Consider the following 23933-nt stretch of genomic DNA (forward strand, 5'->3'; position numbering starts at 1 on the left):
TAAGTGTGGCGATGGGCTCCGGACGACCGACAGCGAGCTCCCTCTCACGCTTGCGGGAGAGGGATCAAACCTGCACCTGCCCTAATCCTGGTTCTCCAGCAGCGAGAAATACCGCCCGATATCCCCATCCTCGCGCAGGATGTCCTGCATCAGGTCCGCCAGCGGCATCTGCCCCCAGCGCACCGCGCGCCGCAGCAGGTAAGGCGTGGGGCTGTGCGGCTCATGGCGCGCCAGGTAGTCGGCCACGTCGCGGATCAACTGGTAGGCGTGAGCACGGTTCTCGATGCGGCCGTGCGCCAGCATGACGGTCTGCCCCGGTCCCGCGGCCGGCAAGACCGGCAGCGGCTCGGGATCGTCCACGCGATCGTTGCTACCGGCCGGTGCCGGCGCCGTGGCGGCGGGTTCGCCTCTGTGGGCGCTGCCCGTTGCGTCGCCGCGCAGCGCGGCCACCGCCCGCACCAGCCGCGCCAGCGTGTCCGACACGCGCGCCAGGCTCGGCGCTTGCGCCCCCAGCAGCGCGTCGATGCGCCGGTCAAAACCAGCCCATTCGGCGCTGGCACCGTGCAGGTCGCGCCACAACGCATCCAGCCGGGTCCGGTCGGGCGCGTGATGCGCGCGCTGCAGCAGCGCCTCGCGGCCCAGGCTGTCGTCGTCATCGACCGGCGCCAGGCTGCGTTCCCACAGGTCCAGCGTGATGTGCAGGGGTTTCTCGTCGGCCAGCGACAACAGCGGGACATGCAGCGCCAGCACCGCCGGCAAGGTCTCGTTGAGCCATGCGATCGGGGCGCAGCGTGCCTCCGCATCGTCGGCTTCCATGCGCGGCCAGGCGCTATCCCAATACGCGTCCGCCAACGCCCCCAGCAAGCGCACCCCGGCGCAAAAGCCGGCCGCGCCGTGCAGATGGGTCCACGCCTCGCACAGCCATGCCGCCAGCTGGAAGTCCTTGCTGCGCGTGGCCAGCGCCTCGCTGGCGAGCGCGGCCACGCGTTTCCAGTCAGCCTTGACCAGCGGGCGCTCCCATTCCCGCATCGGCAAGGACTCGTCGTCGTGCTGGCGCGCTTCGGCGATGGCGCGATAGACCGGCTCGTAGCGCAGCGAAGCGCCCGCGGGATCGTCGCCCGGCACCGGCGCAAGCAGTGCCTGCGCGTCCGGGATGCGGTCTTGCGTTGGCGTCGTCATAGGTTGGTCCATTCAGGAGCCCGGGTGGGAAAGCTTTGCGGCCACGGCAGCGGCATCTTCCTGCCCGCGGCCGTCAGCACCAGGCGCAGGAACACGCGGCCGCGCACCGGCCTGGGCGCCGCCGTGAGATCCGGCGCGGCGCTGCCCAGCGGAAAGTCGAAGCGCAGCAGTTGCGCCGTGCCGTCGGCGCGTCCGCCCGGATCCGCGATGCGATGGCGCGCAATGAACGACAACAGCGACCACGGGTCGGCAAAGCGCCAGGTCATGGTCTTGCCGTCGGTGGCCAGCGCGCGCTGTTCGGCGTCAGGCAACGCGACCATCGGTGAGTCCTTGGCAAAGCGCAGCGTCAGCGTCACCGGACTGCCGTAGTCCCAGTGCAGCGAGCGCGGCGCATCGCGCATCGACAGGCTCTGCGCGCCGATCGTCAGGGTCCAGTCGATGATCTGGTTGCCGGCCAGTTCCGCGCCACGGTTGACGCGGAACTCCGCGCTCACGTCATAGCCCGCGGGCGCGCCCTCCTCGACCGGATACAGTGGCGCGAGCAGGGTCCTGACCTGGTCGAAGCTGTCGATGAACTGGTGCACCGGCACGCCGGACGCGATATTCCTGAGCGGCCCGTCGCCACGCGCGGCCCGGTACGTCGCCGAGAGCGGTTCATAGCGCTTGAGCACGCGGCCAAGCTCGGCATAGTCCGCCGTGCGCACCTCGCCGGCGTTGGCGCCGCCGCCAAACGGCGCACGCCCGGCCAGCCGTTCATTGAACGTGGCCGAGAACCCGTCCCACTGCCGCTGCAGGTCGGCAAAGTAGCCTTGCGCACAGCGCGCGAGCAGGCCGTCGTACAGGCGCACGTGCAGCGCGGCAAAGTAGTCATCCCCGCCGGCCGGCCGCGCCGCAAAGCGCGCCAGGCACACGCCCTGGCCGGACTCGGCCGCCGCGGCCTGCACGAACTGCTCCAGCATCAGCAGCCGGCTGTTCGGGTTCTTGAGCCGATAGCGTTCCAGGTCGCGGTTCAGCGCCTGCCAGCGCAATGCCAGGCCGGAGCCGGCGTCGGCGGGCGAGAGCGCGGCAAGATACACCGCGGCCTCGCGGCCCAGCGCCTGCGCACGCGCCGACTGCTGGTCCAGGTACGGCCCCAGCGCCGCCGCGTCGTTCAGCCCGAACGCCGTCAGCAGCGGCGCGCGCGGCGCACGGGCCCCGTCGCCGGCGCTGCCCTGCCGGATCGCGTACAGCTCGGACTGCTGCAGGAGCTCGTCCACCGCGCGCAGCCGTGCCAGCGCATCGCGCGAAACCAGCGCATCGAGATCATCCACGCGCGACATGGCATGCATCTCGCCCAGCATGGTCTTGATGCGCGCGATCCGGCCCAGTGCAGCCTCGAAGCCGGCGCTGCCGCCATCGGCCTGCAGCGGCGCCAGGATTGCCGCGGTCGCGACCTGGTCGGTCACCAGCCGCGCAAACTGCTGGTCCACGCTTTGCGCAATCGCATCGCGCCAGGGGCCTGGCAGGCCCGTCAGCCCCTCGTCAAGAAAGCGCTTGCGCATGTCGCCCAGGGCGATGGCCTGGTCAAGCTGCTGGCGATCCCACAGCACCGCCGACCCGGCCGGCACCGACGGCAGCGCCAGGTCGCGCGGCGGCGCCATGAACGGCTGGTTCAGCAGGGCGGCGAGCCGGTCGCGCAAGGCCAGCCGCTCGGGCGTGACCACGAAGCGGCCGTCCTTGTCCTGCCACGCGATCCCGCTGTCGGGTCCGCTGAAGCGCTGCGCCAGCTCGCCGGTGAAGGCCTGGAAGCCGCTTTCAGCGCGTGCGCGCGCGGCGGCCACCAGGTCTTCGCCGAGCAGCCGGTTCTGCGCGGCCTGCGCCAGCGTGCGCGCGTAGACGGTGCCCGCGGCGAACTGGGGCTGCCTGATCCAGCCGCCCTTGCCGGACGCCAGCAGTTCCTGCTGCGTGCCGATCGCCGCGACAATGCCGCGGTAGTCGGCCAGGACCCGGTTGACGCCACTGCCGGCATTGGCCCCGCCGGCCAGTTCATCGAGGCTGGACCTGACGGCGCGCTCGGCCACCAGCAGCGGGTTGTTGTTGAAGAGCCGCTCGTCGAGCTGGCGCGCGCCCTTGTCGAAGGTGCAGCGCAAGGGCGGCACCAGCGCGGTCAGTGCCCTGCCGCCGGTTGCCAGGCTTGCGGCACCACGCCCCTTGCCAGGGTCGCGCTGGAAATACGGCAGGCTGCCCGAGACCTCGCCCTGCAACTCCGCCCCCAGCGCATAGCGCACCACCAGCCGCAGCGCATCGGCGTTGCCAGGCTGCGGCGTTTCCAGCCGGTGCAGCGCTTGCAGCGCAGCGTCGAACTGGTCGACCGCGGCAACGTACTGCTGCAGCGCGCGCATCTCCGGCATGTCTTCCAGCGCCAGGCTGCGTGGCGGCAGGGCCTCGCCCCGTGCGCCCGGCGGCGCCAGGCAGCTGTCGCCGATAATCAGCTGGCCGGTGCTCGGGTCGCGCCCCACGCCTGTCAGCGTGTCGACGCGTGCCAGCAGTGCGCGATCGATGGTGTCGAGCGCGATCTCGCCGAAGGCGCGCTGGAAGCGATCGTGCACGCGGCCGTCCAGGTCGTCGATAAAGGCCCACGAGCCCGGCATGAACCAGGACGAGACCGACTGCGCGCTCAGGCGCTGGTTCATCGCGATCAGCCCCAACGCCTGACGCCGGTACCAGTCCGGCGGCAGGTCCTGGCCGCGCTGCGCGGCCAGCGCGCGCTGCTGCGCGCCGGCACGCAGTTCGCCAAGCGCGGCCAGCAGTTCGGTATGGCGATGTCCCATCTGCCATGCCGCGACCAGCAGTCCCCCGCCCCACGCGCACAGCACGGCCATGCCGCCCCAGCGCAGCGCACGGTGTACCAGCGGCCGCGCCAGCTGCTGCGAGCGCGATGGCCGCGTCAGCCCGTACTCCAGGAAGATCTTCTTCTCGAACAGGTCGCGCAGGAACGCCGGTTGCCGCATCAGCTCGTTGAGCAGGTCGGCGGACGAGCTGGCACTGGCTGCCGGCGCCAGCTCCGGCGCGTGCGCATCCTCTGGCGCCAGTGCGTCAGGCTGCGCCGCACGCAGGCGCGGCGCGGCGAAGGCCGGCGCATGCGCCGCCAGCTCGCCGCTGTCGCCGGTCAGGTAGACGCCGCGCAGATAGAAGGGCTCGTGATAGGCGCTGGGCCGCAGCAGTTCGTCGACATAGCGCGTGAGCTGCCCGCGCATGGCTTCGATGCGCGCCGGCAGCAGCAGCGACTGGCAGGCATCCACCTCCTGCGCCCCTATCGCCAGCAGCTCGGCCACACCGTCCGACACCGCGCGCACCACGCCCGACATGGCGGCATCGATCCAGCCCGACTGGTAGGTGGCCGACAGGTCGTACGGCGAGGACCAGCCCAGCATGCCGGCGCGCATCGCCTCTGGCAGCGCGCGCGCAAAGTGCGCGAAGCCCGGCAGCGACTCACAGCCCGTCACCACCACATAGACCGCGAAACGCACCGCAAAGCGGTTCTGCGCCAGCCATAGCCGCCGGTGGGCCAGCTTGGCCCGGCGCACCAGCTCAAGCTGTGCGTCGGTGTCGTCGGCCAGCAGCATCGCCGCCGGCACCGTCACCACCACGCTGTCGAAGGGCCGTTGCGGGCGATAGCCGCGGCACAGGCCGAGGAACTCGTCCCAGGGCTTTTCATCGGTATCGTCGTCAGGCGAGCCCAGATAGGCCGCATTGATGTCGATGACCACGCCGCGGTCAAAGAAGTGCCATGAAATCCCCTGCGTGGCGGCCGCATTGGCAGCGTCGGAGCTCAGCACGCTGGCCACGCCGGACTGCGCGATCGGCAGCGGCCGCGCATCCTCGCCCTCATTCAGGACCAGGATCCACGGAATGTTGTAGCGCTCGGCGCGCGAGGCGATATTGCCCTCGACCAGCTCGATCGCCTGGCGGAACGCGGTGCGCAGCGAATCGGTGCGCAGGCGCACGATCTTGCGCTCGGCCGCCGGCTTGGCGCGGGCCCGCTGCGCAGCGAAATACAGCACCGCGCCGAGCACGGCCAGCGCCACCAGCGTCAGCACGCCGATCGAAATCAGAAACAGGTTGCTGGTCAGCATGCGCCTGCCTCCCGGGCGCGGATGGGCTGCCGGCGCGTCATGGCGTGCCTCCGGCCACGGTATCGGCTCGCAGCGCTTCGCGCACCGGCCAGGATTGCCACAGCCACGTCACCTCGGACAGCGCCAGCAGGGTAGCCAGGCCCAGCAGGAACACCACGGTCCAGCGCGTCATCGTGGGCAGCTTGCGCGGCGCGATATGCGAGAGCGTGTGGGCGTAGGCGGGCTCGCTGAGCACGCGCTCGCGTCCGCCCAGGTCTGGCCGGCGTTGGTAGATGAACTCATACAGTTCCTCGCGCAGGCTGCGCAGCCGCGCTTCGGCATCGGCGCCGCGAAAGCGCCCCTGGAAACCAAGCCCGAGCGTGAACAGGTACAGCCGTGCCAGGTTGCGGCGCGACGGCTCGCGGTCCAGCAGCAGCTGCTCGATACGGCGAAACACCTGGTCGCCGGCCACGTTGGTGCGAAACAGCGTCGATTCGAGCAGATGCCCGTGCCACGCGGCGCGGCCGGCCCAATCGGCGTTCAACAAGATTTCATCGGCGAGCACCGCCTTCAGGTAGCGGGCATCGGCCACGTCCTCCATCTCGAAGCGCGAGCTGTCGCGCCGCGATTGCAGGGTCTGCACTTCCAGCAGGTTCAGCAGCTGGCGGTTCATGCCTTGCGCGGCAGCTTCGCCGCTGAGGTCGGGTTGTTCGGAGAACCGCTCCTGCAGCTTGACGAGTTCATCCAGGAACGCCCGGAACTGCCCGGTGGCAAGATCGTCTTCCTCGGTTTCCGGTCGGTAGCGCGCCATAGTCTGTTTGCCTTGATAGTCTGCCGTCAGCCCTTGACGAACAGCAGCATTTCCTGCGGCCGCTGCACGCTGGCGCCTTCATTGGGATTGCCAATCACCATCGCCTCGCTGGCATGGACCAGCGCGGGATCGGCTTCGATCTCGAACAACAGGTAACCCGAGCCGGAACGCACCCCAAGGTCCTCGGCATGCTCGACCACACGGCGCACCGCGCCCAGTACGCGCCGCGTGCGCAGCGACGGGTAGACCGACTGCGAGCCCACCACAGCGCCCGACATCCACGCCAGCAGGTCGCGCTCTGATTGCCCGCGCAGGCCCACCACCAGGCGCTCGCCGATCCAGTCCGGCTGCAGCACGATGTCGAATGCGCCGTGGCGGAACTCGAACTTGTGCTCGCGGTACTCTTCGCTGACCTCGGCCAGGGTCTCGCGCAGCGCGCGCAGCAGCGGCGTGAACACGGCCATGGGGTCGGCGTGGTCATAGTCGTCCGGCACCGGCGGCAGGCCGCCCGGCTTGAGCAGGCTGAGCGAGCCCAGCACCGAGGCCAGCGCCAGGTAGAGTGCAAGCGGGTGCAGATGCGGCGTGCGCAACACCGCCTCCAGCAGCGGCAGCGCGCTGACCAGGCTGCGCAAGCGGTCCTTCAGTTCCAGCTGGGTCAGGCGGTCGTCCGCCCGGGACGACGGGATCGCGGTCTGCTTGGCCACGAACGCGGCCTTGCCGCGCAGCTGGGCCACCAGCGACGCCACCGCCGTCCACAGCGCGCTGCCGCATGCCACCTCCAGCAACGGCGGCAGGCGGTCGCCGAGCCGCACGATCTCGTTGTCCTTGTAGACCGCGCCCAGGCACAGCGACACATGGAGCGGCGACGGCCTGGCGCCGGCATCGAGTGCCAGGCCTGGCAGCAGGCGCGGGATGTCGGCGGGCGGCGCCTCGGACACTTCGTCCTCCACCGGGGCGCCCGCCACCGAGCGGAACCGCCGCACCTGCCCGTCCTTGCGGTTTGCGGCCGCCACCGGCAGGGTCAGGTAAAGCGCCAGCATGCCGCCGGCAAGCGCGTCGGCAAACGGTTCGAGCGCCAGCTCCAGCGGCGGCTGGCGGGCATCGTCGCGCGCGTAGGATACGGCCGTGCCGTCCGGCATGATGGCTTCGAGCTGCAGCACGCGCACCACGCCCGCCGGCAGCAGCCCGGCGTCGAACTCCAGCCGGCGCACGCCCCAGCCAAACGGTGCGGCCGCCAGCGTCTGCCACGCCACCAGCGAATCGAGCCGCCCGGCCAGCAGCTGGAGATGCTGGGGCGCCAGCAGCATGCCCTCATGCCATTCAACCCGATCGACCGGCAGCGCGCGCTCAGACATGGGGGGCTCCCGGGCCGTACGCGGCCGTGGCAGGAAAAAACAGGTTCATTTGGTCACAAGCACGGTAAAGGCGGCGCTGTCGAGCTGCACGGCAAGCGTGCCGTTGAATTGCTCGACGCGGGCGCGATGCGCGCCCGGCGCCTGGTAGTTGGCGAACACATAGGCCGCGGCGACGCGCGGCCCCTCCAGGTCTTCGGCCGGCACGTCCAGCCGCTGGCCGGGCACCAGTTCCCAACTGCGATAACGCAGCCCGCTCGGATAGGTGCTGCCCAGGTCGCTGCGCCCGGCAAACCACTTGGCCGCGGGCAGTTCTGCCAGCCGGGCCTGCAGGGCCTCGTCGCTGACCAGCACCACGTCGACGGCCACCGGGCTGTTGCCGTTGGCATCCGCCGCCGCCGTCAGCGTGACTTGCTTCCATTTGACCTTGTCCCCCTTGAAGCCCAGCCATGAAGAGGCCGCGCAGCCCCCGAGCAGGCCAGCGAGCGCAGCCGCCGCCAGCAGCGTGCCGGCGCGGCGCAGGGACAAGAGATGCACGGGCGTCGTCATCATCAGACTCCTTCGTGGTTGCGGATGCGGCATCATTTCGCACCCACCCCGATGCCCATCAGCACGATCAGCAGCGCGGCCAGCAGCGCGCTGGCGCTGGCCAGCGCCAGTTGCGCGCGCGTCAGCACCAGCCGCACCGCCGCGGCCTGTGCGGCGGGCAGCCGTGGGCCCGGCACGCCGGCGCGCCCATCCACGCCCTCCGTCCGCTGCGCCGCGACGCGCTCCATCGGCAGGCCCACCGACACCAGCGCAATCACCGCGCAGGTGCAGACCAGGCTCAAGGCATTGCGCGGGCCGTCGCAGATCGGGTCGATCGCCAGCAGCAACACCGCGGCTGCCTCCGCCGGCAACTGCAGCACCGAGAGCGCAACGCCCGCATAGGCGATCGTTCCCAGGCCGCCCTGCCCGGCCGAGAGCCAGGCCGCGATGGTGGCGGCCATCGCGATCCATGCCACGTCGCCGGCGCCCACGGGGCGCCCGTACAGGTTGGCGACGAACACCGTGACCAGCGCGAAGTACAGCGCCGAGCCCCCGCGCACGAACACCGCGCCCAGGGGCACCACCAGCTCCACCAGCCCGCGCGGAAAACCCAGCCGCGCGCTCATGGCCTCGATCGTGTGCGGGATCGGCGCGGTGGCACTGCCTGAGGCCAGGCCGACCAGCATGGAGCCATTCAGCTCGGTCACCACCTGCGAGAACGGCAGCCGCGCGCAGGCGGCAATCGCGGCCGCGGCCACGCCGCTGAGCAGCAGGCAGAGCATCAGGAACGTGACCAGCACCCCGGCCATCGCGCCCATGGTGGCGCGGTCGGCATGCATCGACAGATGGGCCGCAAGCCCGAATGCCAGCACCGGGATCAGCAAGTTGGCATGGGCGATGATCTGCTCGAAGGTGCGGTAGATCCCTTCGAACACATTGCTCAGCATGCCGGTCTGCTCGCGCGACAGCGCCGCGAAGGCAAGCCCGAACAGCAGCGTCCCGGTGAGCACGCCCAGCGTCTGGCCATGCGCCAGTGCGCGGTAGAAGTTGTCGGGAATGATGTCCCCGAGCGCGTGCGGCGGCTTGTCCGTATTGGCCCCGGCCTTGCCATGCAGGTCCACGCGCACCTCGCCGCCATCGGCCACGCCGCTGAGGATCAGCGCGCCAAGCTTTTCGCTGGCCCGGGCAGAGAGTTCCGCGCCCGGCGCGGCCAGCACCCCCGCCAGCGCGCCGGCCAGCGCGCACACCCCCACCACCCCGGCAGCCGTGCCGAAGATGGCGCCGAAACGCGCCCCGGCGCGCGGCAGCGCCAGCACCTGGCGCAGGCCGAAGAAGGTGGCCACCACCAGCAGCGGCACCGCGGCCATGTTCACCACCGACAGGTAGAGCTGTCCTACCAGCCATGCAAAGCGGCCCAGCGGCCCAGCCACCGTGCCGGCGAGCGCGCCCGCCACCAGGCACAGGAGCAGCCCGGGCACGCTGTGCGAGAGCCAGTTCAGGGCTTTCATGCGGCCTTGTTCCAGCCGCGCGCCAGCGCGAACGCCACCGTCGCCCGTGCCAGCTCATTGGTGCTGTCGACCAGCATGAGCGGCGGCGCGGCCAGGCCGCGCGCCGCCACCGGGATTTCCGTGCAGCCCATGATCGCGGCGCCGACGCCGAGCGCCGCGAGCCGCGCCAGCGCGCTGCCGAGCGCCTCGCCGGCCTGGTCCAGGGCGCCGGCCTTGACCGCCCGGATGCAGGCATCGACCTGCAGCTGCACCGGCTCCGGCGGCACCACCGCCCCGATCCCGCGCGCGCCGAGCGCTTCCTGGTAGATGCCCGAGGCCAGCGCACCGCGCGTGGCCAGGATGGCCACGCTGCCGGTATCGGCAGGCAGGGCCGCCACGCAGGTCCGCGCGATATGCAGGATCGGCGCCGCGCTGTGCGCGCTCAGTTGCGCATACCAGTGGTGCGAGGTATTGCACGGGATCACCACCAGCCCCACCTGGTTGCGGTTGAGCAGCTCGATGCCGCGCAGCAGGTAGGGCAGCGGCAAGGCATCGCCAGCCAGGATCGAGCGCGAGCGGTCCGGGGTCTGCGGCAGGTGCGCCACCACCATCGGCAGGTGGTCCTGGTCACGCGCGGCATCGGTGAGCCGCACCACGCGATCAAGGAAATCCACCGTCGCCAGCGGCCCCATGCCGCCCAGCACCCCGATCATGGTCATGCCAGTACTTCCGTTGTTCATATGAACCGACCCTAAAGCTTCAGCGGCCGCGGGCAGATCACCGACACCGCCGCGGTATTGCCGACCACCAGGATCAGCGTGCGCAGCATGTCGCAGACCGGGTCGACGGCAAGGAAAAGAATGAATGCGGCCTCGAACGGCAGGCCAAGATAGGCACAGGTCATGCCGACCAGCGAAACGATCACCAGGCCCGTCATGCCGGCCGAGGCAAAGCCCGCCAGCACCGAGGCCAGCAGCACCGTGGCGATATCGACCAGGCCCAGCGGGTGGCCGTAGAGCTGCGCGATGAACAGCGTGGCGCAGACGTAATAGACCATCGGCCCCACGCGCAGCAGCGAGATCGCCAGCGGCACCAGCAGTTCCACGCGCACCCGGGCAAAGCCGAGCCGGTCGACCAGGCACTCGATCATGCTGGGCATGCAGGCCGCGCTGTTGCGTGTGGCCAGCGCCAGCGCAAACGGCGAGCGCAGCGCGTCCAGCGTCGCGCCCAGGCTCTGGTTGGAGCGCTTCCAGATGATCCCGACCGCCAGCGCCAGCAGCAGCACCGACGCAATGGAGAACGCCAGCACGAACTGCATCATTGCCTGCAGCGGTTCCAGGCCGGACTTGCCCAGCTGCGCCGCGCTCATGCAGAACAGGATCACGGGCAGCGGATAGCTGAGCCAGTGCATCAGCTTCTGGCAGGCGTGGTAGACCGTCTCCAGCGACAGGCTCAGCCCGATCGAAATGCGCTCGGGCACGCGCCCCACGGCCAGGCCGAACATCAGCGCGAACACCAGGGCCTTGAGGGCGTCGCCATTGGCGAGCGCGGCAAAGATGTTGGTCGGGATCAGGCTGGTCAGGACTTCGGACAGGCTCAGCGACTTCTCCTGGATATCCTCGCCGTAGAGGTTCATCACCGTATCGCTGGACCTGGCATCGCTGCCCACCATCGCGCCGAAGGTCTCCATGGTGGCGCTCGACAGGTTGCTGCCCGGGCGCATCACGATCAGCACCAGTGCCGACACCAGCGCCACCAGCAGCGACGCGCCGACGAACACCGTCACCACGCGGATCATCAGCCGCGAGGCCCCGCCGTCGCGGAACAGCCGCTGCAGGCTGAAGATCACCGCCGATACCATGAACGGCAGCGTGGTCATCTTGAGCAGGTCCACGTAGACATCGCCCACCACGCCCAGATGCCGGGCCAGCGCGGGCCAGAGCAGCCCGGTGGCGCCGCCCAGCGCCAGGCTGCCGATCACCACCCACGGATTGAGGGCAATGGCGTAGAGCTTGCCGGCATCCAGCTTCATGGACGCTGCGCGCTGTGCCTGGGCTGCGCCCGGCTTCATGGCGGGCGCGCTCATCGCGTGGCCGCCTGCAGCACGTCCGCCACCTCGAGCCGCTTGGGCCGCTCGGCGAGGAACTGGTTGACAAAGCCCAGCAGCGCCGGCGCCGACACATTGACGGCGATGCCCAGCGTGTCCTCAAGATCCTGCAGCGTCACCACGCGCAGGCGCAGCGCCGCGGTCGGATCCGCCTTGAGCACGCGCTTGACCTCGAACTCGTCGCGGTACACCGCGGCGACGCGGCCGTCGTTCAGCGCCTTCAGGGCTTCATCCCAGGTTGGATAAGCCGTCACGTAGGCCTTGGGGAAATTGTTCACCACATACTCCGAGTACGACGAATTGCCGACCACGCCAATCGAGCTGTCATAGGCGCGGATCACCTCCGGCACCGGCCGGCCGCGTGCCATCTGAGCGAACTTGACGCGATTGAGCAGCAGCGCGCGGTTCAGCCGCAGGTAAGGTGTGCTGAAGCTGATGATCTGCATGCGCGGCAGCGTGCGCGACAGCTTGCTGATGGCCACGTCGGCCTGCCCCTGCGCCAGCAGCTTGACCACCCCGTCGAAGGTGGTGGCGTCGCGGTTGAAGCGCACCCGCACGTTGAGCTTGCGCGCAAGCTCGCGCGCGAGGTCGATATCGAGCCCGCTCAGCTCGCCGTTGCGCTCCTGGAAGAACGGGGGCTGGTCCACCTTCAGCACCGCGACCACCAGTTCCCCGCGGCTGGCGATGCGGGCGAACTCCGGCGCCATCAGGCGTCCGTCCGGCATCAGCACCAGTCCGTTCGGCGTGGTGACTGGCGCAGGGGCGCCTTCCGGCATCCCGCCCTGCACGGCAAACGATGCCGCCGGGTGGGCCGGTGCCGGCGTGTAGGTGGCCTGCGCATGGCCAGCGGCCGGCAGGGCAAGCGCGGCGCCCGCGAGGGCGCGCGCCAGCCAGCGCCACGCGCGTGTTGCCGCGCGGCGGGAATCAGGGACGGGAGTCAGCGACATGGCGTCAATCGGTTCATGTTTCAGGGAGTCGAGGGCGCGCCCGGAGCCGCGCCAAGGCCAGCGGCAATGGCGGGCGCCTGGGTGGCGGCGGGCTGCGTGGCAGTGGCCGGGGCCGCGGGCGCCACGGCCATGGGTGCGGTGTCCGCACGCTGGGGTACGCCAGGCCGCCCCAGGCGGGCGCCGATCTCCACGCCCATCAGGAACAGCAGCGCACACAGCAGCACCGCGCAGGTCACGGCGATGGTCACCATGCGCGAGCTCATCGAGAATACGTAGGTCATGCTTGCCTCGGCGGTCATCAGGGGGTCATCACGGTGGCCTGCGCCGGCGCGACGATCTGGATCACGCCGCCCCATGCGCACATCAGTTTCGAGCTGTCCTGCAGCGCCGGCGCGCCGCCGATCTGCACGGTCGGCGCGCCCGGCAGCCACGGCGCCGACGTCGCCGGCACGCACGGCATCGGTGTCAGCACGCCCTGCGCTGCGGCGGTGGCCGCGGCCACCTGCGGGTTGCCGAGGCAGTTGCACATGCCGAAGGGCGGGATATTCACCATCGGCAGGTGGTCCATCACGCTGGCCGCACCGCTGCCGGCCAGCACGCGGCCCAGCGGCAGCACGACCAGGCTGGACGGCGCCAGCCCGAAGCTGCACTGCATGGTCGCGCCCATGGTGACCTGCAAGGCCATGCCTAACCCCTCAGCCAGCGTTCGAGACGCTGTGCAAAGCCGGCGGGCATTGCCGCGCCATCGTCGCCATCGGCGGGTGCGATCGCCTGCCAGTCGCCCCGGGGCTTGCCGTCGGCATAGCTGCGCACTGCGATGACCTCGCCTTCCGGGTCGAACCTGCGCGCCATGCCGTGCAGCAGGTCGTTGCGGTACGGCAGCGACTGCGCCAGCGTGCCGCCAGCGCCGTACTCACGGGTCTCGCCCTCGAGCCTGCCGGCGCGGTAGCGGCTGCGGCGCACCACCGCGCCCTCATGCGCATAGACGGCCTCGTCCTCGAGCCGGCCCTGCCGGTAGACGCAGCGCGCGGTCACCTCGCCGGACGGCGCGTAGCACACGCTCTCTCCCGCGAGCTGCCCGTCGGCGTACAGCTGGCGCGTCTCCAGCCGGCCGTTGCGGTAGGTGGCGCTGATGCCGTGCAGGCGGCCGCCGGCATAATGCGCTTCGTATTCGAGGCTGCCATCGGCGGCATAGGCACGCAGCAGCCCCGCCAGTTCGCCATGCTCGTATTCCGCATCCAGGCGCAGCGAGCCATCCGGATGGAAGCACTCGAACCTGCCGTGGGGGCGCCCGCCGGCCAGCGGCACGCGCGACACCAGGCGGCCATCGCCGTCATAAGCTTCGGCCATGGCGGGTCCTGGATCGGGCGGCGTCGGGGCAGTTAAAGTCATGGCTCTGTTCCGCGGGTCAGTTCAGTTTCACCAGGGCGCCCTTGAGCTCGAGCATGCCGCCGCTTTCCACCGTCTGCGCGGCCGACGCCTTCTGCCGGACCATCATGGCTTCGTTGCTCAGGGTGGTGCCGGCCTTGCTGCTCAGCGTGGTGCCGGCCTCGCACTGCAGCGAGGTTCCCGCCTTGAACGCGATCGATCCGCCGACCTCGATCACCAGGTTGCCGGCCACCGTGAGCTTGTAGTTGCCGCCAACGTCGTGCGCGAACGCCGCGCCGCTGGTGTGGGTCTCGTCGCCATCCGCCTTGACCTGGCGCGTGCCGCTCACCTTGTGCGTTTCATTGCCGGACCGCACTTCCAGCGCAAGGTCGCCGGCCTTGACCAGGTGCGATTCGCCGCCCGCCTCCACCGTGGTGGACAAGGTGTCTGCCACCGAAACCGTCATGGCGCGCTGGGCGCGCAGGAACAGCTCCTCGGCACCAGCCTTGTCTTCCATGCGCAGCTCATTGCCGGCCGACCCGCCCTTCGATGCGCGCGAACGGATCACGCTCTGCGTCTGCATGGCCGGCAGCGGCACCGGTACGCCGGACTGGCCGTTGTAGACGCTGCCGGTCACCAGCGGCCGGTCCGGGTCGCCATCGACATAGCCGACCACCACCTCCTGCCCTACGCGCGGCAGGAACAGGTGGCCCCAGCCGGCGCCGGCCCAGGCCTGCGCCACGCGGACCCAGCATGAGCTGTCCTGGTTAGCGCCGGGCGCACGGTCCCAGTGGAACTTCAGCTTGATGCGGCCATGCGCATCGGTCCAGATCTCTTCGCCCTGGGACCCGGCCACGGTCGCGGTGTGCGTGCCGGCGACCAGCGGCCGCGGCGTGCTGAGCGGCGCGCGGAATGGCACCGACAGCGGCAACACCGACACGGTATTGCCATAGGCATCACCGCTCCAGGCATGCTCCACCGCGCGCACCACGTAGGCGATATCGAGCGCGGGATCGACGTGGCCGTGCAGCGTGAAGCGGATGCCCGCGGCCAGGTGGTGGCACGCGCTCTCGCCCATGCCCGTCTGCGCCTGGGCCTGCTGCGCGCCGACCCGGATCGCGGCCTTGCGGCTGGCGTCGGCGGCATCCTTGTGCCGGCCGGGAAACACGTACTGCTGCGCCACCGGCGCCGCGCCGGCCTGGGCGGTGCCCTCCGAAGTCCGGGCCTGCAGGTAATCGTAGTCGGCCAGCACCTGCGTCGCGGCGCCAAGCTGGCGCGCCATGCCGAAGGCGAGCATCCGTGCCGCGCCGGCCTGCGGGCGCTCCATGTCATGCATCGCCAGGTCGGCGCAGTGCGCGCCGGGCGGGTGGGCCGACGGGCTGTCGGCCAGCACCATGGTGTGCGCGCCGTCCGCGAAGGTGAAGAAGTAGAAGATGCCTTCCTCCTCCATCAGCCGCGAGATGAAGTCGAACGGGCTTTCGTCGTACTGCACGCAGTACTCGCGCACCGGGTAGCGCGTTTCGGTGATGCGGGCCTCGAACGCCACGTCGAAGGACTGCAGCACGCGGCGGATGATCTGCGGCGCGGACAGGTTCTGGTAGATGGCGCGGTCGCGCCCGAGGGTCAGCAGCCACAGCCGCGGCGCCAGTTCCGCGGTGTAGAAGCCATGGTTGTGGTCGACGCCGGCGTGGGCAAAGCGCGTGACGATGCCGTTCAGGTAGCGGGGCGCGCCGCCCGGGTGCTGCAGCGTGACGGTAAGGCGCTGGCCCACGATGCGGCCCGGGTCGAGCGCCTTGTCCGCCGAGCGCATGCGCAGGCTGAAGCGGAACAGCTCGGATATTGCCTCGCGCCCGGCAAAGCCATCGAGCAGCAGCACGTCGCCGCCAAACGGCGTGGCCAGTGTCGCGAAGCTGCCGGCCTGGGTGGCCTGTGTCGGGATCATGCGTCAGCGCCCCTCTTGCGGCAGGAAGCGGAACGCCACGCCGCCGCCGGTGTCGAGCGAGAGATGCACGCCGCCGAACGGCTCCGAGATCGACAGCTGCTCCAGCACGCGCCGCGCCAGTTCCGGCAGCACCGACTGGGTCAGGATATGGTCGACATTGCGCGCGCCGCTGTCGACCTCGGTGCAGCGCTGCGTGATCGCCTGCGCCAGTGCCTCGTCCCAGCTCAGGCGCGCGTTGTGGTTGCGCGCGAAGCGTTGCGCCAGCCGGGTGAGCTTGAGGTCGACGATATTGCGGATCTGCGCATCGCCCAGGTGGTAGTACGGCACCAGCACCAGGCGCGCCAGGAACGCCGGGCTGAACTGCCTGAGCAGCGCGGGGCGCAGCTTCTCGACCAGTTCCTGCGGCGGCGGGCGCCGGCCGCCGCGCGAGGCCTCGGTGATCACGTCCTGCGCCGCGTTCGAGGTCAGCAGGATCACCGTGTTGCGGAAATCGATCGGCACGCCTTCGCCGTCTTCCATCACGCCCTTGTCGAAGACCTGGAAGAACAGCTCCAGCACGTCGGGATGCGCCTTCTCCATCTCGTCGAGCAGCACCACACTGTACGGGCGGCGGCGCACCGCCTCGGTGAGCACGCCACCCCGGCCGTAACCGACGTAGCCCGGCGGCGCGCCCTTCAGGCCCGACACGCTGTGGGCCTCCTGGAACTCCGACATGTTGACCGTGATCATGTTGCGCTCGCCGCCGTAGAGCAGGTCGGCCAGCGCATGCGCGGTCTCGGTCTTGCCGACGCCGCTCGGTCCGACCAGCAGGAACACGCCGACCGGCTTGCCCGGGTCATCGAGATCGGCGCGGAACGTGCGGATGCGGCGCGCGATCGCGTCGAGGGCCTCGTCCTGGCCCACCACGCGCTCGCCGAGCTTGTCCTGCAGGTACAGCACCGTGTGCAGTTCGTCGGCCAGCATGCGGCCGACCGGGACACCGGTCCAGCCTGAAATGACCTCGGCCACCGCGGCCGAGTCCACGCATACCGGCACCATCGGCTCATCGTTCTGCACCGCCTCCAGGCCTTTTTCCAGGCGCGCGAGACTGGCGCCAAGCGACTCCGCGCTGTCGGCGTTGTCGTCGTCCTCATGCCTCGCCGCACCGTCGGCTCCGGCCTCGGCCTGGCTCTCCTGCTCAAGGAACGCCGCGATCCTGCGGCGCCAGGCCAGGATTTCCTCGACGGCCAGCTTCTCGGTGGCGAGCTTGTCGCTGAGCCGCGCGTGCTGCGCCCGGGCTTCGTCGCGCTGGCGCGTGACGGCAGCGATTTCGTCGGCGCGCCCGCTGCCGGTGGCGGCCTCATGGCGCAGGATGCGCAGTTGGTTCTCGGCGCTTTCGATCGAGCGCCCAAGCGCTTCGATCGCCTCGGGCACGCCGCTCTGCGCGGCCGCCACGCGGGCGCAGGCGGTGTCGAGCACGCTGATGGCCTTGTCGGGCAACTGCCGGCCCGAGACATAGCGGTGCGACAGCTTGACCGCGTCGCGCACGGCGTCGTCGAGGATCTCCACGCCGTGGTGCGCTTCAAGCTTGCGCACCATGCCGCGCAGCATGTCCACGGCCGCGGCCTCGGCCGGCTCGTCCACCTTGACGATCTGGAAACGGCGCGCGAGCGCTGGGTCACGCTCGATGTACTTCTTGTACTCGGCCCAGGTGGTCGCGGCAATGGTGCGCAACTCGCCGCGCGCCAGCGCAGGCTTGAGCAGGTTGGCGGCATCGCCCTGCCCTTCGCTGCCGCCGGCGCCGATCAGCTGGTGCGCTTCGTCGATAAACAGGATCACCGGCACCGGCGAGGCCGCCACCTCGGCGATCACGGACTTGAGCCGGTTCTCGAACTCGCCCTTGACGCCGGCGCCGGCCTGCAGCAACGCCAGGTCCAGCGAGCGCACCGACACCTGGCGCAGCGCCGGCGGCACGTCGCCGGAGACGATGCGCTGGGCAAAGCCTTCGACCACTGCGGTCTTGCCCACGCCGGCCTCGCCGGTCAGGATCGGGTTGTTCTGGCGGCGGCGCAGCAGCACATCGACCAGTTGCCGGATTTCACTGTCGCGCCCGCGCACCGGATCGATCGCGCCGGCTCGCGCCAGCGCAGTCAGGTCGACAGTGAACTGCTCCAGCGCCGATGCCTGCCCGCTGCCGGGTCCGCGCTGCGGCATGCCGAACGCTGCCGTGGCCGCCGCTGCCGGGATTGCATCGGTTCCGGACCCGCCGCCAATGGCGGATGCCCCCAGCAGCGCTGGCAGGGCCTCGCGCAGCGCCGCACGCGGAATCCGCAGCAGCGCCGGCGCCGATTCCAGCAGCATGCCGCGCAGGCTTTCCACCTCCAGCAGTGCCAGCAGCAGCGTGCCGGCGCGCACTTGCTGTTCGCCGAGCAGCATCGAACTGAGCAGCCAGGCTTCCTGGAACAGCGGCGAGAAGTTGGGCGACAGCGCCGGCGTGCGGCCGTTGCCGCGCTTGAAGCCGTCGATCGCCTTCTGCAACTGCGACACCACCTGCGCGGGCGCGAGGTCGAAATGCGCGAGGATCGCCTGCAGGTCCGTGGCGCCGCCTTCCAGCAATTGCAGCAGCAGGTGCTCGACGTCGACGCTGTAGTGCGTTTGCCGGACGCAAAGCTGGGCGGCCTGCTCCATCGCGTGCCGGCACTCGGGATTGAGGCGGCTGAGCAGCGTGCGGATATCGATGTCCATGTTTGTGCCGGTCAGGATGCGTGCGCTCGCAACGCCAGTTGCACCGGCGCGGGCCGTGCCTGGGCGCCGCCGGCTAGCCAGGCGGTCCAGCCCAGGCGCGCACCCAGCCCCAGCCCCGCGGGCTGGCGCGTGCCGAGATGGAGCGCGAGCCGCACGTCGAGCGGTTGCGGCACATAGGCGCGTACCAGCGCCGCGACCAGCGCGTGGTCGCGCCCGCCAGGCAGCAGGGCGCGCAGGCGCTCGGCCCCGGGCACCTGCACATCAAGCCTGATGCCGGCGGCCTGGTCCCACGTGCGCCGCCCCAGCACCGCGCCGCCGCCGAGCGTGATCCCCCCGGCTGCACCGCGTCCGCCGAGCCGCACGGCATCGCTGGCTTCAACCGGCAGCCAGCCGCCGAGACACTGCGTCCCGCTCACGCGCAAGCCGAGACGGTCCCCCAGCATGGCCAGCAACCCCGCCATCGAACGCGGCGCCGCACCCAGCAGCCCGGCATGGCGCAGCCACGGCGCCGCGCCGGCGGGTGCATTGGCGGTTGAGGGCCCACGCTGCAAGCCGAGGTTGCTGAGCGCATCCAGGCACGCCGCCAGCGTGCCGCCGGTCGGGCGCTGGCCGCCCAGTGCGGGCGAGTGCTTGCGCCGGCCGCGACACAGGAAGGACAGGAAGCGGTGATTGAAGCTGTCGAGCAGGTCGCCCATCGCGGGGTCGCGCGCGGCGCGGCGCTCAAGCAGCATCTCGGTGTAGGCCAGCGGCAGCGGCCCGCCTGCCCCCGCCAGCGACATCACGGGGGTCGTCAGCGTGAACGGGCGCCCGCCCCGGCCAGCACCTTCGGTGGACGCGTGCACCGCGCCGATATCGCGCGGCTGGAAGGCCAGCGAGACCAGTCCGCGCAGGCGCACCGCCTCCCCGGCGCCGTTGCCGCGGCCGACCGGCTGTGCCCCCGGCACCGCGCGTTCAATCAGGCTGATGGCCTGGAACAGGTCGAAACCGGCCGGGTTGGACGCCAGGCAGTCGATCAAAGCAGCTGCTGGCTGCCCGTCATCGCGGGCCATTGCTTCCATATCTCGTCTCCGCGGCGCACGACCAGCCGCACGAAGGAATTGACTGAGGCATACAGCGCAAGGAAGCGCGCCAGCACCGCTCCCAGCAGCAGCGGCGAGCCGCCGACAAAGGCATCCGGATCGAACTCGATCGAGACCTCGGTGCCACGGCAGTAGCCGCGCCAGGCCTCGGTGCCCACGTGCGCGGCCGCGCCGCGCGCGCGCACGCTGCGGATGCCCCGCACCTGGTCCTGCTGGCGGTGGCCGTTGCCCGCGAACAGGCGCAGCATCTGCTGCACCTCATGGCGCCCGGTGCCACCGCCGGCCAGGGTGCCGTGGTGCAGCGTCAGCAGCGAGATCAGCGGCCACAAGGTCTCGCTGCCCATGGGCGGATTGCGCTGCACGGTCGGCTCATAGAGGCAGCGCACCTGCGCGTACTGCGACACATCCTCCAGCACCATGCGCGCCCCCACCGGCACCTGCTCCGCGAGCCGGCGATTGGTGCACAGCACGTTGGCATAGACCACGGGTGCCGCCGGCAGGCGCTGCACGTTGCCCGCATCGACAAAGCTGAGATACATGTCGGTGCCGGACAGGTTGGCCCGCAAGGTCGGCTCGCGGCGCGCGTGCCAGAACAGCTCGCCTTCGGCCGGGTCGTCGGTGGCCGCCGCAAACGGCGGCACCGCCAGCGAGCGGTCGCTGGCCGGATCCGACAGCACCACCGACCGGATCGAATGGATCTCGGTCATCGCCTCGCGGCGCTGGTCCGCCACCAGCCGGTACTCATAGTGCCGGTGGTCGAGCATGATGGGCTCGCTGGTCTGCGAGAACAGGTTGATCGCCGGCACGCAGCCAAGCCGGAACATGCCGGCATGCAGCCGGTCCAGCCCGGGCGCGCTGCGCTGCAGGCGCAGCACCACGTCGCAGCTGCGGCCCTTGCCAAGCCGGCCGGCGGGCAGGTCCAGGTCGAAGAAGTGAAACTTGCGCGCGAAGGCGAAGTACTCCTGCATCAGCCCGTAGGCCGGCTGCGCATGCGGCGGCTGCGGCAGCACGTTCTCGCCGGGGCCGTAGCCGGCCTCGCGCCACGCGCTGGCGGGCAGCCACGCCGGCGGGCCATCTGGCGGTTCGACGCTGACGCCGGCCACGCTGGTGACCAGCAGTTCATACAACGGCACGGTCACCATCCAGTCGCCGTGCAGATGGATGCGCAGCGTTCCCAGTCCGAGCTCGGAGAAATCGACGCCGTCGGCGCATTCAAGCGTCAGCCGCAGGCCGTTGTCGTCGGTCATGCGCGCGTGCGTGACCGCCAGCGGCCACAGCGTCGTGTCCCATGCCGTGCGGAAGCGGCACATCTCGCCGCCCTCGGTGCGTGCATGCAGGCCGGTGTGGCGCGGCACGGCGTAGCCGGTGGTCACCTTGCCCTGGGCCGCGTCGAGATCGAACTGCACCACCGTCATCGACGGCACCGGCTGCACCAGCGACGGGCACACGTTCTCCAGCAGCGCTGCGGCAACTTGCGGGAACACCTGGTCCAGGTCGCGATGCACACGCGCCGCCAGGAAGGCGGTGGCTTCGATCAGGCGCTCGGTATGCGGGTCGAGCGATTCGGTGCCATGCAGCGCAATGCGCGCGGCCACGTTGGGATAGCGCTCGGCAAACGCGGCGCCTTCCGTGCGCAGGTAGGCAAGCTCGCGCTTGTAGTACGGCAGGATGCCGCCGTCGCCGGCACCGTCTGCGATGCCCTCAGCCATGATCGCCCCAGCGCGGGTCAGCGGGCTGGCCTGCCGCGGCGAGCTCGAACGCCACGCGCACCGGCGCGGCGCCCAGCGGCAACTCGCCGTCGATCACCAGGACCGGGCGCGGGGTGTCGCGCTCGGCAAAGCGTACGCGCGCCTGGCGCAGGCGCGGCTCGAACATCGCGATCGCATGGGCAACCAGCGCCGCAATCGCGTCGCAGTCCGGCACCGACTGGAACGAGCGGAAGGAGAAGTCCGGCACACCGTAGTCGAGCACGGTCCCGTCCGACTCCAGGAACTGCGCCGCCGTCAGCCGCGAGCGCGTATTGAGCAGCCGGGCAAGCTCGCGCGCCACCGACTGGCGCAGCGGCTCGCCCTGGAGCAACTGCGCCGAGGGGGCGTTCGCACCCGCCGACAGCCGCTCGAACAGCGGCATCGGCGACCCGGTGACGATGACGGACATGTGCAGCCCCGCTTACGCCGCCTTCTTCTGCGGCTCCGGCGGCGCGGACACTGCGCAGGCCATGTTCTCCACCAGGTCCCAGCCGAACGCTGCCGTGCCTTCCTTCTGCGCGTCGCCCTTCTGTTGCGTGAAGAACGCGGTGATGCGGGTGAAGTCGAGCGTGAACGTGTCGGAGGAATCGCCCATGCCGCCAGCGGTCTGGATGGACTCGACGATCGCGTCGCTCAGCGTGTAGGTCATCTCCGAGCGGAACGCACCGTCTTCGGTTCGTCCGATCTCGAGTTTCACATCGCCGAGCGACTTGCCGGCGGCGCACGCGGCGTACAGACCGGGCGTGGCCTGGTCGGTCTTCTTTGACATCGTCATGCTCTGGAACTGCGCCTTGCCCGAGGTGCGCTTCGAGTTGGCCGGGTCATTGGTCACGGCCATCGCCACGCCGTGCGAGAACGAATAGATCTGGATGCGCTCGGCGGCACGGCCAGTCTGCTGCTTGTTGCTGCCCTTGATCTCGGGGATGTCGAGAATGATGGTGTCCATGGTGTCTGTGCTCTCTCAGTTCCGTTATGTCCGGGGATGCCGGATGCGAGCCTGCCGGTCTACGCTGCCGCTGCCGGCAGGTCTGCAACCAGGCGGATCGATGCGGTCAGTTCTTCCATCTGGAAGTGCGGCTTCAGGAAACACGTGGCACGGTAGGCGCCGGGCTTGCCCGGCACCTCGGTCACGTCGACGCGCGCGGCGCTCAGCGGAAAGCGCGACTTGGCCTCCGGCGTCGCGGAGGGATTGAGCAGCACGTAGTCGGCGATCCAGTTGTTCAGGTAGCGCTCCACGTCCCCGCGCGTCTGGAAGCTGCCCACCTTGTCGCGCATGATCACCTTCAGGTAGTGCGCAAAGCGCGAAGCCGCCAGCACATACGGCAGACGGGCAGACAACTGCGCGTTGGCGTTGGCCTGGTCCTTGTTGTAGACCTTGGGCTTGTTTGCCGTCTGGCTGCCAAAGAAGGTGGCGCTGTTCGAGCCCTTGGCGTTGACGATGGCGATAAAGCCCAGGTCGTTGAGCTCCTTCTCGCGGCGATCGGTGATGGTGACTTCGGTCGGGCACTTGAGCGCGACGTCGCCTTCATCCGTCTTGTAGGTATGCGCAACCAGGCCGTCAACCTTGCCGCCGCCTTCAACGCCGCGGATGGCGGTCGACCAGCTGTACTTGGCATGCGCGTCGGTGATGCGCAGGCCCAGCTGGTAGGCCGAGTTGGCCCACAGGTACTTGCTGTGGTCGGTGCCGTCGACGTCTTCTTCGAAATTGAAGCTCTCGACCGGATTGGTCCTGGCGCCGTAAGGCAGGCGCGCCGCGTAGGACGGCAGCACCAGCGACACATAGCGCGAATCCTCGGTTTCGCGGAAGCCGCGCCACTGCGCCAGCTCCGCGCTCTCGAAGATCTTGGCCAGGTCGCGCGTCACGCCCAGCTCGGTGAAAGCGCGCAGGTCGAACAGGCTCGGCGCCGCGCTGGTGATGAACGGTGCATGGGCGGCAGCTGCCACCTTCGAGATCCGCTCAAGCAGCGCCACGTCCTGCGGATGGCGGCCGAAGCTGTAGTCGCCGATCAGCAGCGTATAGGGATGGCCGCCGAAGGTGCCGTACTCTTCTTCGTAGATCTTCTTGAACAGCACGCTCATGTCGTGGTCGACTGCGGTTTCAAGATCCTTCAGCAGCTCGGCCTTGGTCACGTTGAGCAGGCGCAGCTTCAGGCTGGTGCCGGTCTCGGTGCCGTAGACCATGTCGTGCAGGCCGGTCCACGCGCCTTCCAGCGCCTGGAACGCGGGGTCGTGCATGATGGCGTTGAGCTGGTCGCTCAGCAGGCGGTCGATCTCGGCCACGCGCTCGTTGATGGTTGCCACCAGGCTCTTGTCCGGGCTGGTGCGCATGCCCTCGTCAAGGATCTGCGAGGCCAGCTGGCCGATCAGCTTCCTGGCATAGCCGCTCTGCGACGGCTCCACCGCCATATTGCCTTCCTGCACGATACGGTCGAGCAGCGTCAGTTCACGCTCGGCTGCGGCGGTGGTGCTCCCCTTTGATTCGGCGCTCGCGTTGTCCGCTGCGGAGTTCTTTGCCATCTGGTTCACCCTTTGTGAATTCGTTGCGTCCTGCGGGCCTCGATGCCCGC

General features: G+C 70.0%; 19 protein-coding genes. All 19 read right to left on the reverse strand.

Translation table 11 applies throughout. The annotated features are described in order from the left end of the window. Positions 1–81 precede the first annotated feature (81 nt). From tssA to tssC, 19 genes are read right to left on the reverse strand one after another with little or no spacing between them, the layout of a single operon-like run. Positions 82–1179 (reverse strand): type VI secretion system protein TssA, encoded by a 1098-nt coding sequence (tssA, locus tag AC3WLE_RS06460; protein WP_492355947.1) that lies wholly within the window; start codon positions 1177–1179, stop codon positions 82–84. After that, a complete protein-coding gene (locus AC3WLE_RS06465) occupies positions 1176–5294 on the reverse strand; it encodes a type VI secretion protein IcmF/TssM N-terminal domain-containing protein (RefSeq protein ID WP_492355946.1) in 4119 nt (1372 codons plus the stop codon). The genes tssA and AC3WLE_RS06465 overlap by 4 nt, the downstream gene beginning before the upstream one ends. A 37-nt stretch (positions 5295–5331) precedes the next feature. Then, complete coding sequence (locus AC3WLE_RS06470) at positions 5332–6084, reverse strand: DotU family type IV/VI secretion system protein (RefSeq protein WP_492350816.1); 753 nt, start codon at positions 6082–6084, stop codon at positions 5332–5334. 26 nt (positions 6085–6110) lie between these two features. Continuing rightward, the gene (tssK, locus tag AC3WLE_RS06475; RefSeq protein WP_492355945.1) at positions 6111–7439 is read right to left on the reverse strand and encodes a type VI secretion system baseplate subunit TssK; all 1329 of its coding nucleotides are present in this window, start codon (positions 7437–7439) and stop codon (positions 6111–6113) included. A 45-nt stretch (positions 7440–7484) separates the two neighbouring features. Beyond that, entirely contained in the window at positions 7485–7988 is a 504-nt protein-coding gene (locus AC3WLE_RS06480) for a hypothetical protein (protein ID WP_492318286.1), read from the reverse strand. A gap of 29 nt (positions 7989–8017) precedes the next feature. Further along, positions 8018–9472 carry a dicarboxylate/amino acid:cation symporter gene (locus AC3WLE_RS06485; protein ID WP_492318285.1) on the reverse strand — a complete coding sequence of 485 codons (1455 nt, stop codon included), beginning with the start codon at positions 9470–9472 and terminating at the stop codon, positions 8018–8020. Further along, positions 9469–10170, reverse strand: a complete 702-nt coding sequence (gene cuyB / locus AC3WLE_RS06490; protein WP_492318284.1) for a cysteate racemase — start codon at positions 10168–10170, stop codon at positions 9469–9471. Before cuyB ends, AC3WLE_RS06485 begins: the two co-directional genes overlap by 4 nt. Before the next feature lie 32 nt (positions 10171–10202). Beyond that, positions 10203–11483 carry a dicarboxylate/amino acid:cation symporter gene (locus tag AC3WLE_RS06495; RefSeq protein ID WP_369798934.1) on the reverse strand — a complete coding sequence of 427 codons (1281 nt, stop codon included), beginning with the start codon at positions 11481–11483 and terminating at the stop codon, positions 10203–10205. A gap of 50 nt (positions 11484–11533) precedes the next feature. Continuing rightward, on the reverse strand, positions 11534–12505 hold the full coding sequence (locus AC3WLE_RS06500) for a substrate-binding periplasmic protein (RefSeq protein ID WP_492355944.1): 972 nt from the start codon (positions 12503–12505) through the stop codon (positions 11534–11536). 20 nt (positions 12506–12525) lie between these two features. Continuing rightward, positions 12526–12786 carry a hypothetical protein gene (locus AC3WLE_RS06505; RefSeq protein ID WP_492318282.1) on the reverse strand — a complete coding sequence of 87 codons (261 nt, stop codon included), beginning with the start codon at positions 12784–12786 and terminating at the stop codon, positions 12526–12528. A gap of 17 nt (positions 12787–12803) precedes the next feature. Beyond that, positions 12804–13190 (reverse strand): DUF4280 domain-containing protein, encoded by a 387-nt coding sequence (locus AC3WLE_RS06510; RefSeq protein ID WP_492318281.1) that lies wholly within the window; start codon positions 13188–13190, stop codon positions 12804–12806. 2 nt (positions 13191–13192) lie between these two features. Then, positions 13193–13855 carry a toxin-antitoxin system YwqK family antitoxin gene (locus AC3WLE_RS06515; protein ID WP_492350820.1) on the reverse strand — a complete coding sequence of 221 codons (663 nt, stop codon included), beginning with the start codon at positions 13853–13855 and terminating at the stop codon, positions 13193–13195. Between the two features lie 58 nt (positions 13856–13913). After that, the gene (tssI, locus tag AC3WLE_RS06520) at positions 13914–15815 is read right to left on the reverse strand and encodes a type VI secretion system tip protein TssI/VgrG (RefSeq protein ID WP_492355943.1); all 1902 of its coding nucleotides are present in this window, start codon (positions 15813–15815) and stop codon (positions 13914–13916) included. Between the two features lie 3 nt (positions 15816–15818). Beyond that, positions 15819–18539, reverse strand: coding sequence for a type VI secretion system ATPase TssH (gene tssH, locus AC3WLE_RS06525; RefSeq protein ID WP_492355942.1), 2721 nt, complete (start codon positions 18537–18539; stop codon positions 15819–15821). Positions 18540–18550: 11 nt separating this feature from the next. Continuing rightward, a complete protein-coding gene (tssG, locus tag AC3WLE_RS06530; RefSeq protein ID WP_492355941.1) occupies positions 18551–19597 on the reverse strand; it encodes a type VI secretion system baseplate subunit TssG in 1047 nt (348 codons plus the stop codon). Continuing rightward, positions 19552–21327 carry a type VI secretion system baseplate subunit TssF gene (gene tssF / locus AC3WLE_RS06535; RefSeq protein WP_492355940.1) on the reverse strand — a complete coding sequence of 592 codons (1776 nt, stop codon included), beginning with the start codon at positions 21325–21327 and terminating at the stop codon, positions 19552–19554. The genes tssG and tssF overlap by 46 nt, the downstream gene beginning before the upstream one ends. Then, a complete protein-coding gene (tssE, locus tag AC3WLE_RS06540) occupies positions 21320–21775 on the reverse strand; it encodes a type VI secretion system baseplate subunit TssE (protein WP_492318275.1) in 456 nt (151 codons plus the stop codon). The genes tssF and tssE overlap by 8 nt, the downstream gene beginning before the upstream one ends. Before the next feature lie 12 nt (positions 21776–21787). After that, the gene (locus AC3WLE_RS06545) at positions 21788–22312 is read right to left on the reverse strand and encodes an Hcp family type VI secretion system effector (RefSeq protein WP_010810734.1); all 525 of its coding nucleotides are present in this window, start codon (positions 22310–22312) and stop codon (positions 21788–21790) included. A gap of 59 nt (positions 22313–22371) precedes the next feature. Next, positions 22372–23883 carry a type VI secretion system contractile sheath large subunit gene (tssC, locus tag AC3WLE_RS06550; RefSeq protein WP_492318274.1) on the reverse strand — a complete coding sequence of 504 codons (1512 nt, stop codon included), beginning with the start codon at positions 23881–23883 and terminating at the stop codon, positions 22372–22374. Between the last annotated feature and the right edge of the window lie 50 nt (positions 23884–23933).

The sequence above is a fragment of the Cupriavidus sp. FW306-1B-F12B genome (genome assembly GCF_058781795.1).

Excerpts from the sequence above, each read along its gene's own strand:
- tssA (WP_492355947.1), bottom strand. The coding sequence starts at position 1,179 with ATGACGACGCCAACGCAAGACCGCATCCCGGACGCGCAGGCACTGCTT.
- AC3WLE_RS06465 (WP_492355946.1), bottom strand. The coding sequence starts at position 5,294 with ATGCTGACCAGCAACCTGTTTCTGATTTCGATCGGCGTGCTGACGCTG.
- AC3WLE_RS06470 (WP_492350816.1), bottom strand. The coding sequence starts at position 6,084 with ATGGCGCGCTACCGACCGGAAACCGAGGAAGACGATCTTGCCACCGGG.
- tssK (WP_492355945.1), bottom strand. The coding sequence starts at position 7,439 with ATGTCTGAGCGCGCGCTGCCGGTCGATCGGGTTGAATGGCATGAGGGC.
- AC3WLE_RS06480 (WP_492318286.1), bottom strand. The coding sequence starts at position 7,988 with ATGATGACGACGCCCGTGCATCTCTTGTCCCTGCGCCGCGCCGGCACG.
- AC3WLE_RS06485 (WP_492318285.1), bottom strand. The coding sequence starts at position 9,472 with ATGAAAGCCCTGAACTGGCTCTCGCACAGCGTGCCCGGGCTGCTCCTG.
- cuyB (WP_492318284.1), bottom strand. The coding sequence starts at position 10,170 with ATGACCATGATCGGGGTGCTGGGCGGCATGGGGCCGCTGGCGACGGTG.
- AC3WLE_RS06495 (WP_369798934.1), bottom strand. The coding sequence starts at position 11,483 with ATGAAGCTGGATGCCGGCAAGCTCTACGCCATTGCCCTCAATCCGTGG.
- AC3WLE_RS06500 (WP_492355944.1), bottom strand. The coding sequence starts at position 12,505 with ATGTCGCTGACTCCCGTCCCTGATTCCCGCCGCGCGGCAACACGCGCG.
- AC3WLE_RS06505 (WP_492318282.1), bottom strand. The coding sequence starts at position 12,786 with ATGACCTACGTATTCTCGATGAGCTCGCGCATGGTGACCATCGCCGTG.
- AC3WLE_RS06510 (WP_492318281.1), bottom strand. The coding sequence starts at position 13,190 with ATGGCCTTGCAGGTCACCATGGGCGCGACCATGCAGTGCAGCTTCGGG.
- AC3WLE_RS06515 (WP_492350820.1), bottom strand. The coding sequence starts at position 13,855 with ATGGCCGAAGCTTATGACGGCGATGGCCGCCTGGTGTCGCGCGTGCCG.
- tssI (WP_492355943.1), bottom strand. The coding sequence starts at position 15,815 with ATGATCCCGACACAGGCCACCCAGGCCGGCAGCTTCGCGACACTGGCC.
- tssH (WP_492355942.1), bottom strand. The coding sequence starts at position 18,539 with ATGGACATCGATATCCGCACGCTGCTCAGCCGCCTCAATCCCGAGTGC.
- tssG (WP_492355941.1), bottom strand. The coding sequence starts at position 19,597 with ATGGAAGCAATGGCCCGCGATGACGGGCAGCCAGCAGCTGCTTTGATC.
- tssF (WP_492355940.1), bottom strand. The coding sequence starts at position 21,327 with ATGGCTGAGGGCATCGCAGACGGTGCCGGCGACGGCGGCATCCTGCCG.
- tssE (WP_492318275.1), bottom strand. The coding sequence starts at position 21,775 with ATGTCCGTCATCGTCACCGGGTCGCCGATGCCGCTGTTCGAGCGGCTG.
- AC3WLE_RS06545 (WP_010810734.1), bottom strand. The coding sequence starts at position 22,312 with ATGGACACCATCATTCTCGACATCCCCGAGATCAAGGGCAGCAACAAG.
- tssC (WP_492318274.1), bottom strand. The coding sequence starts at position 23,883 with ATGGCAAAGAACTCCGCAGCGGACAACGCGAGCGCCGAATCAAAGGGG.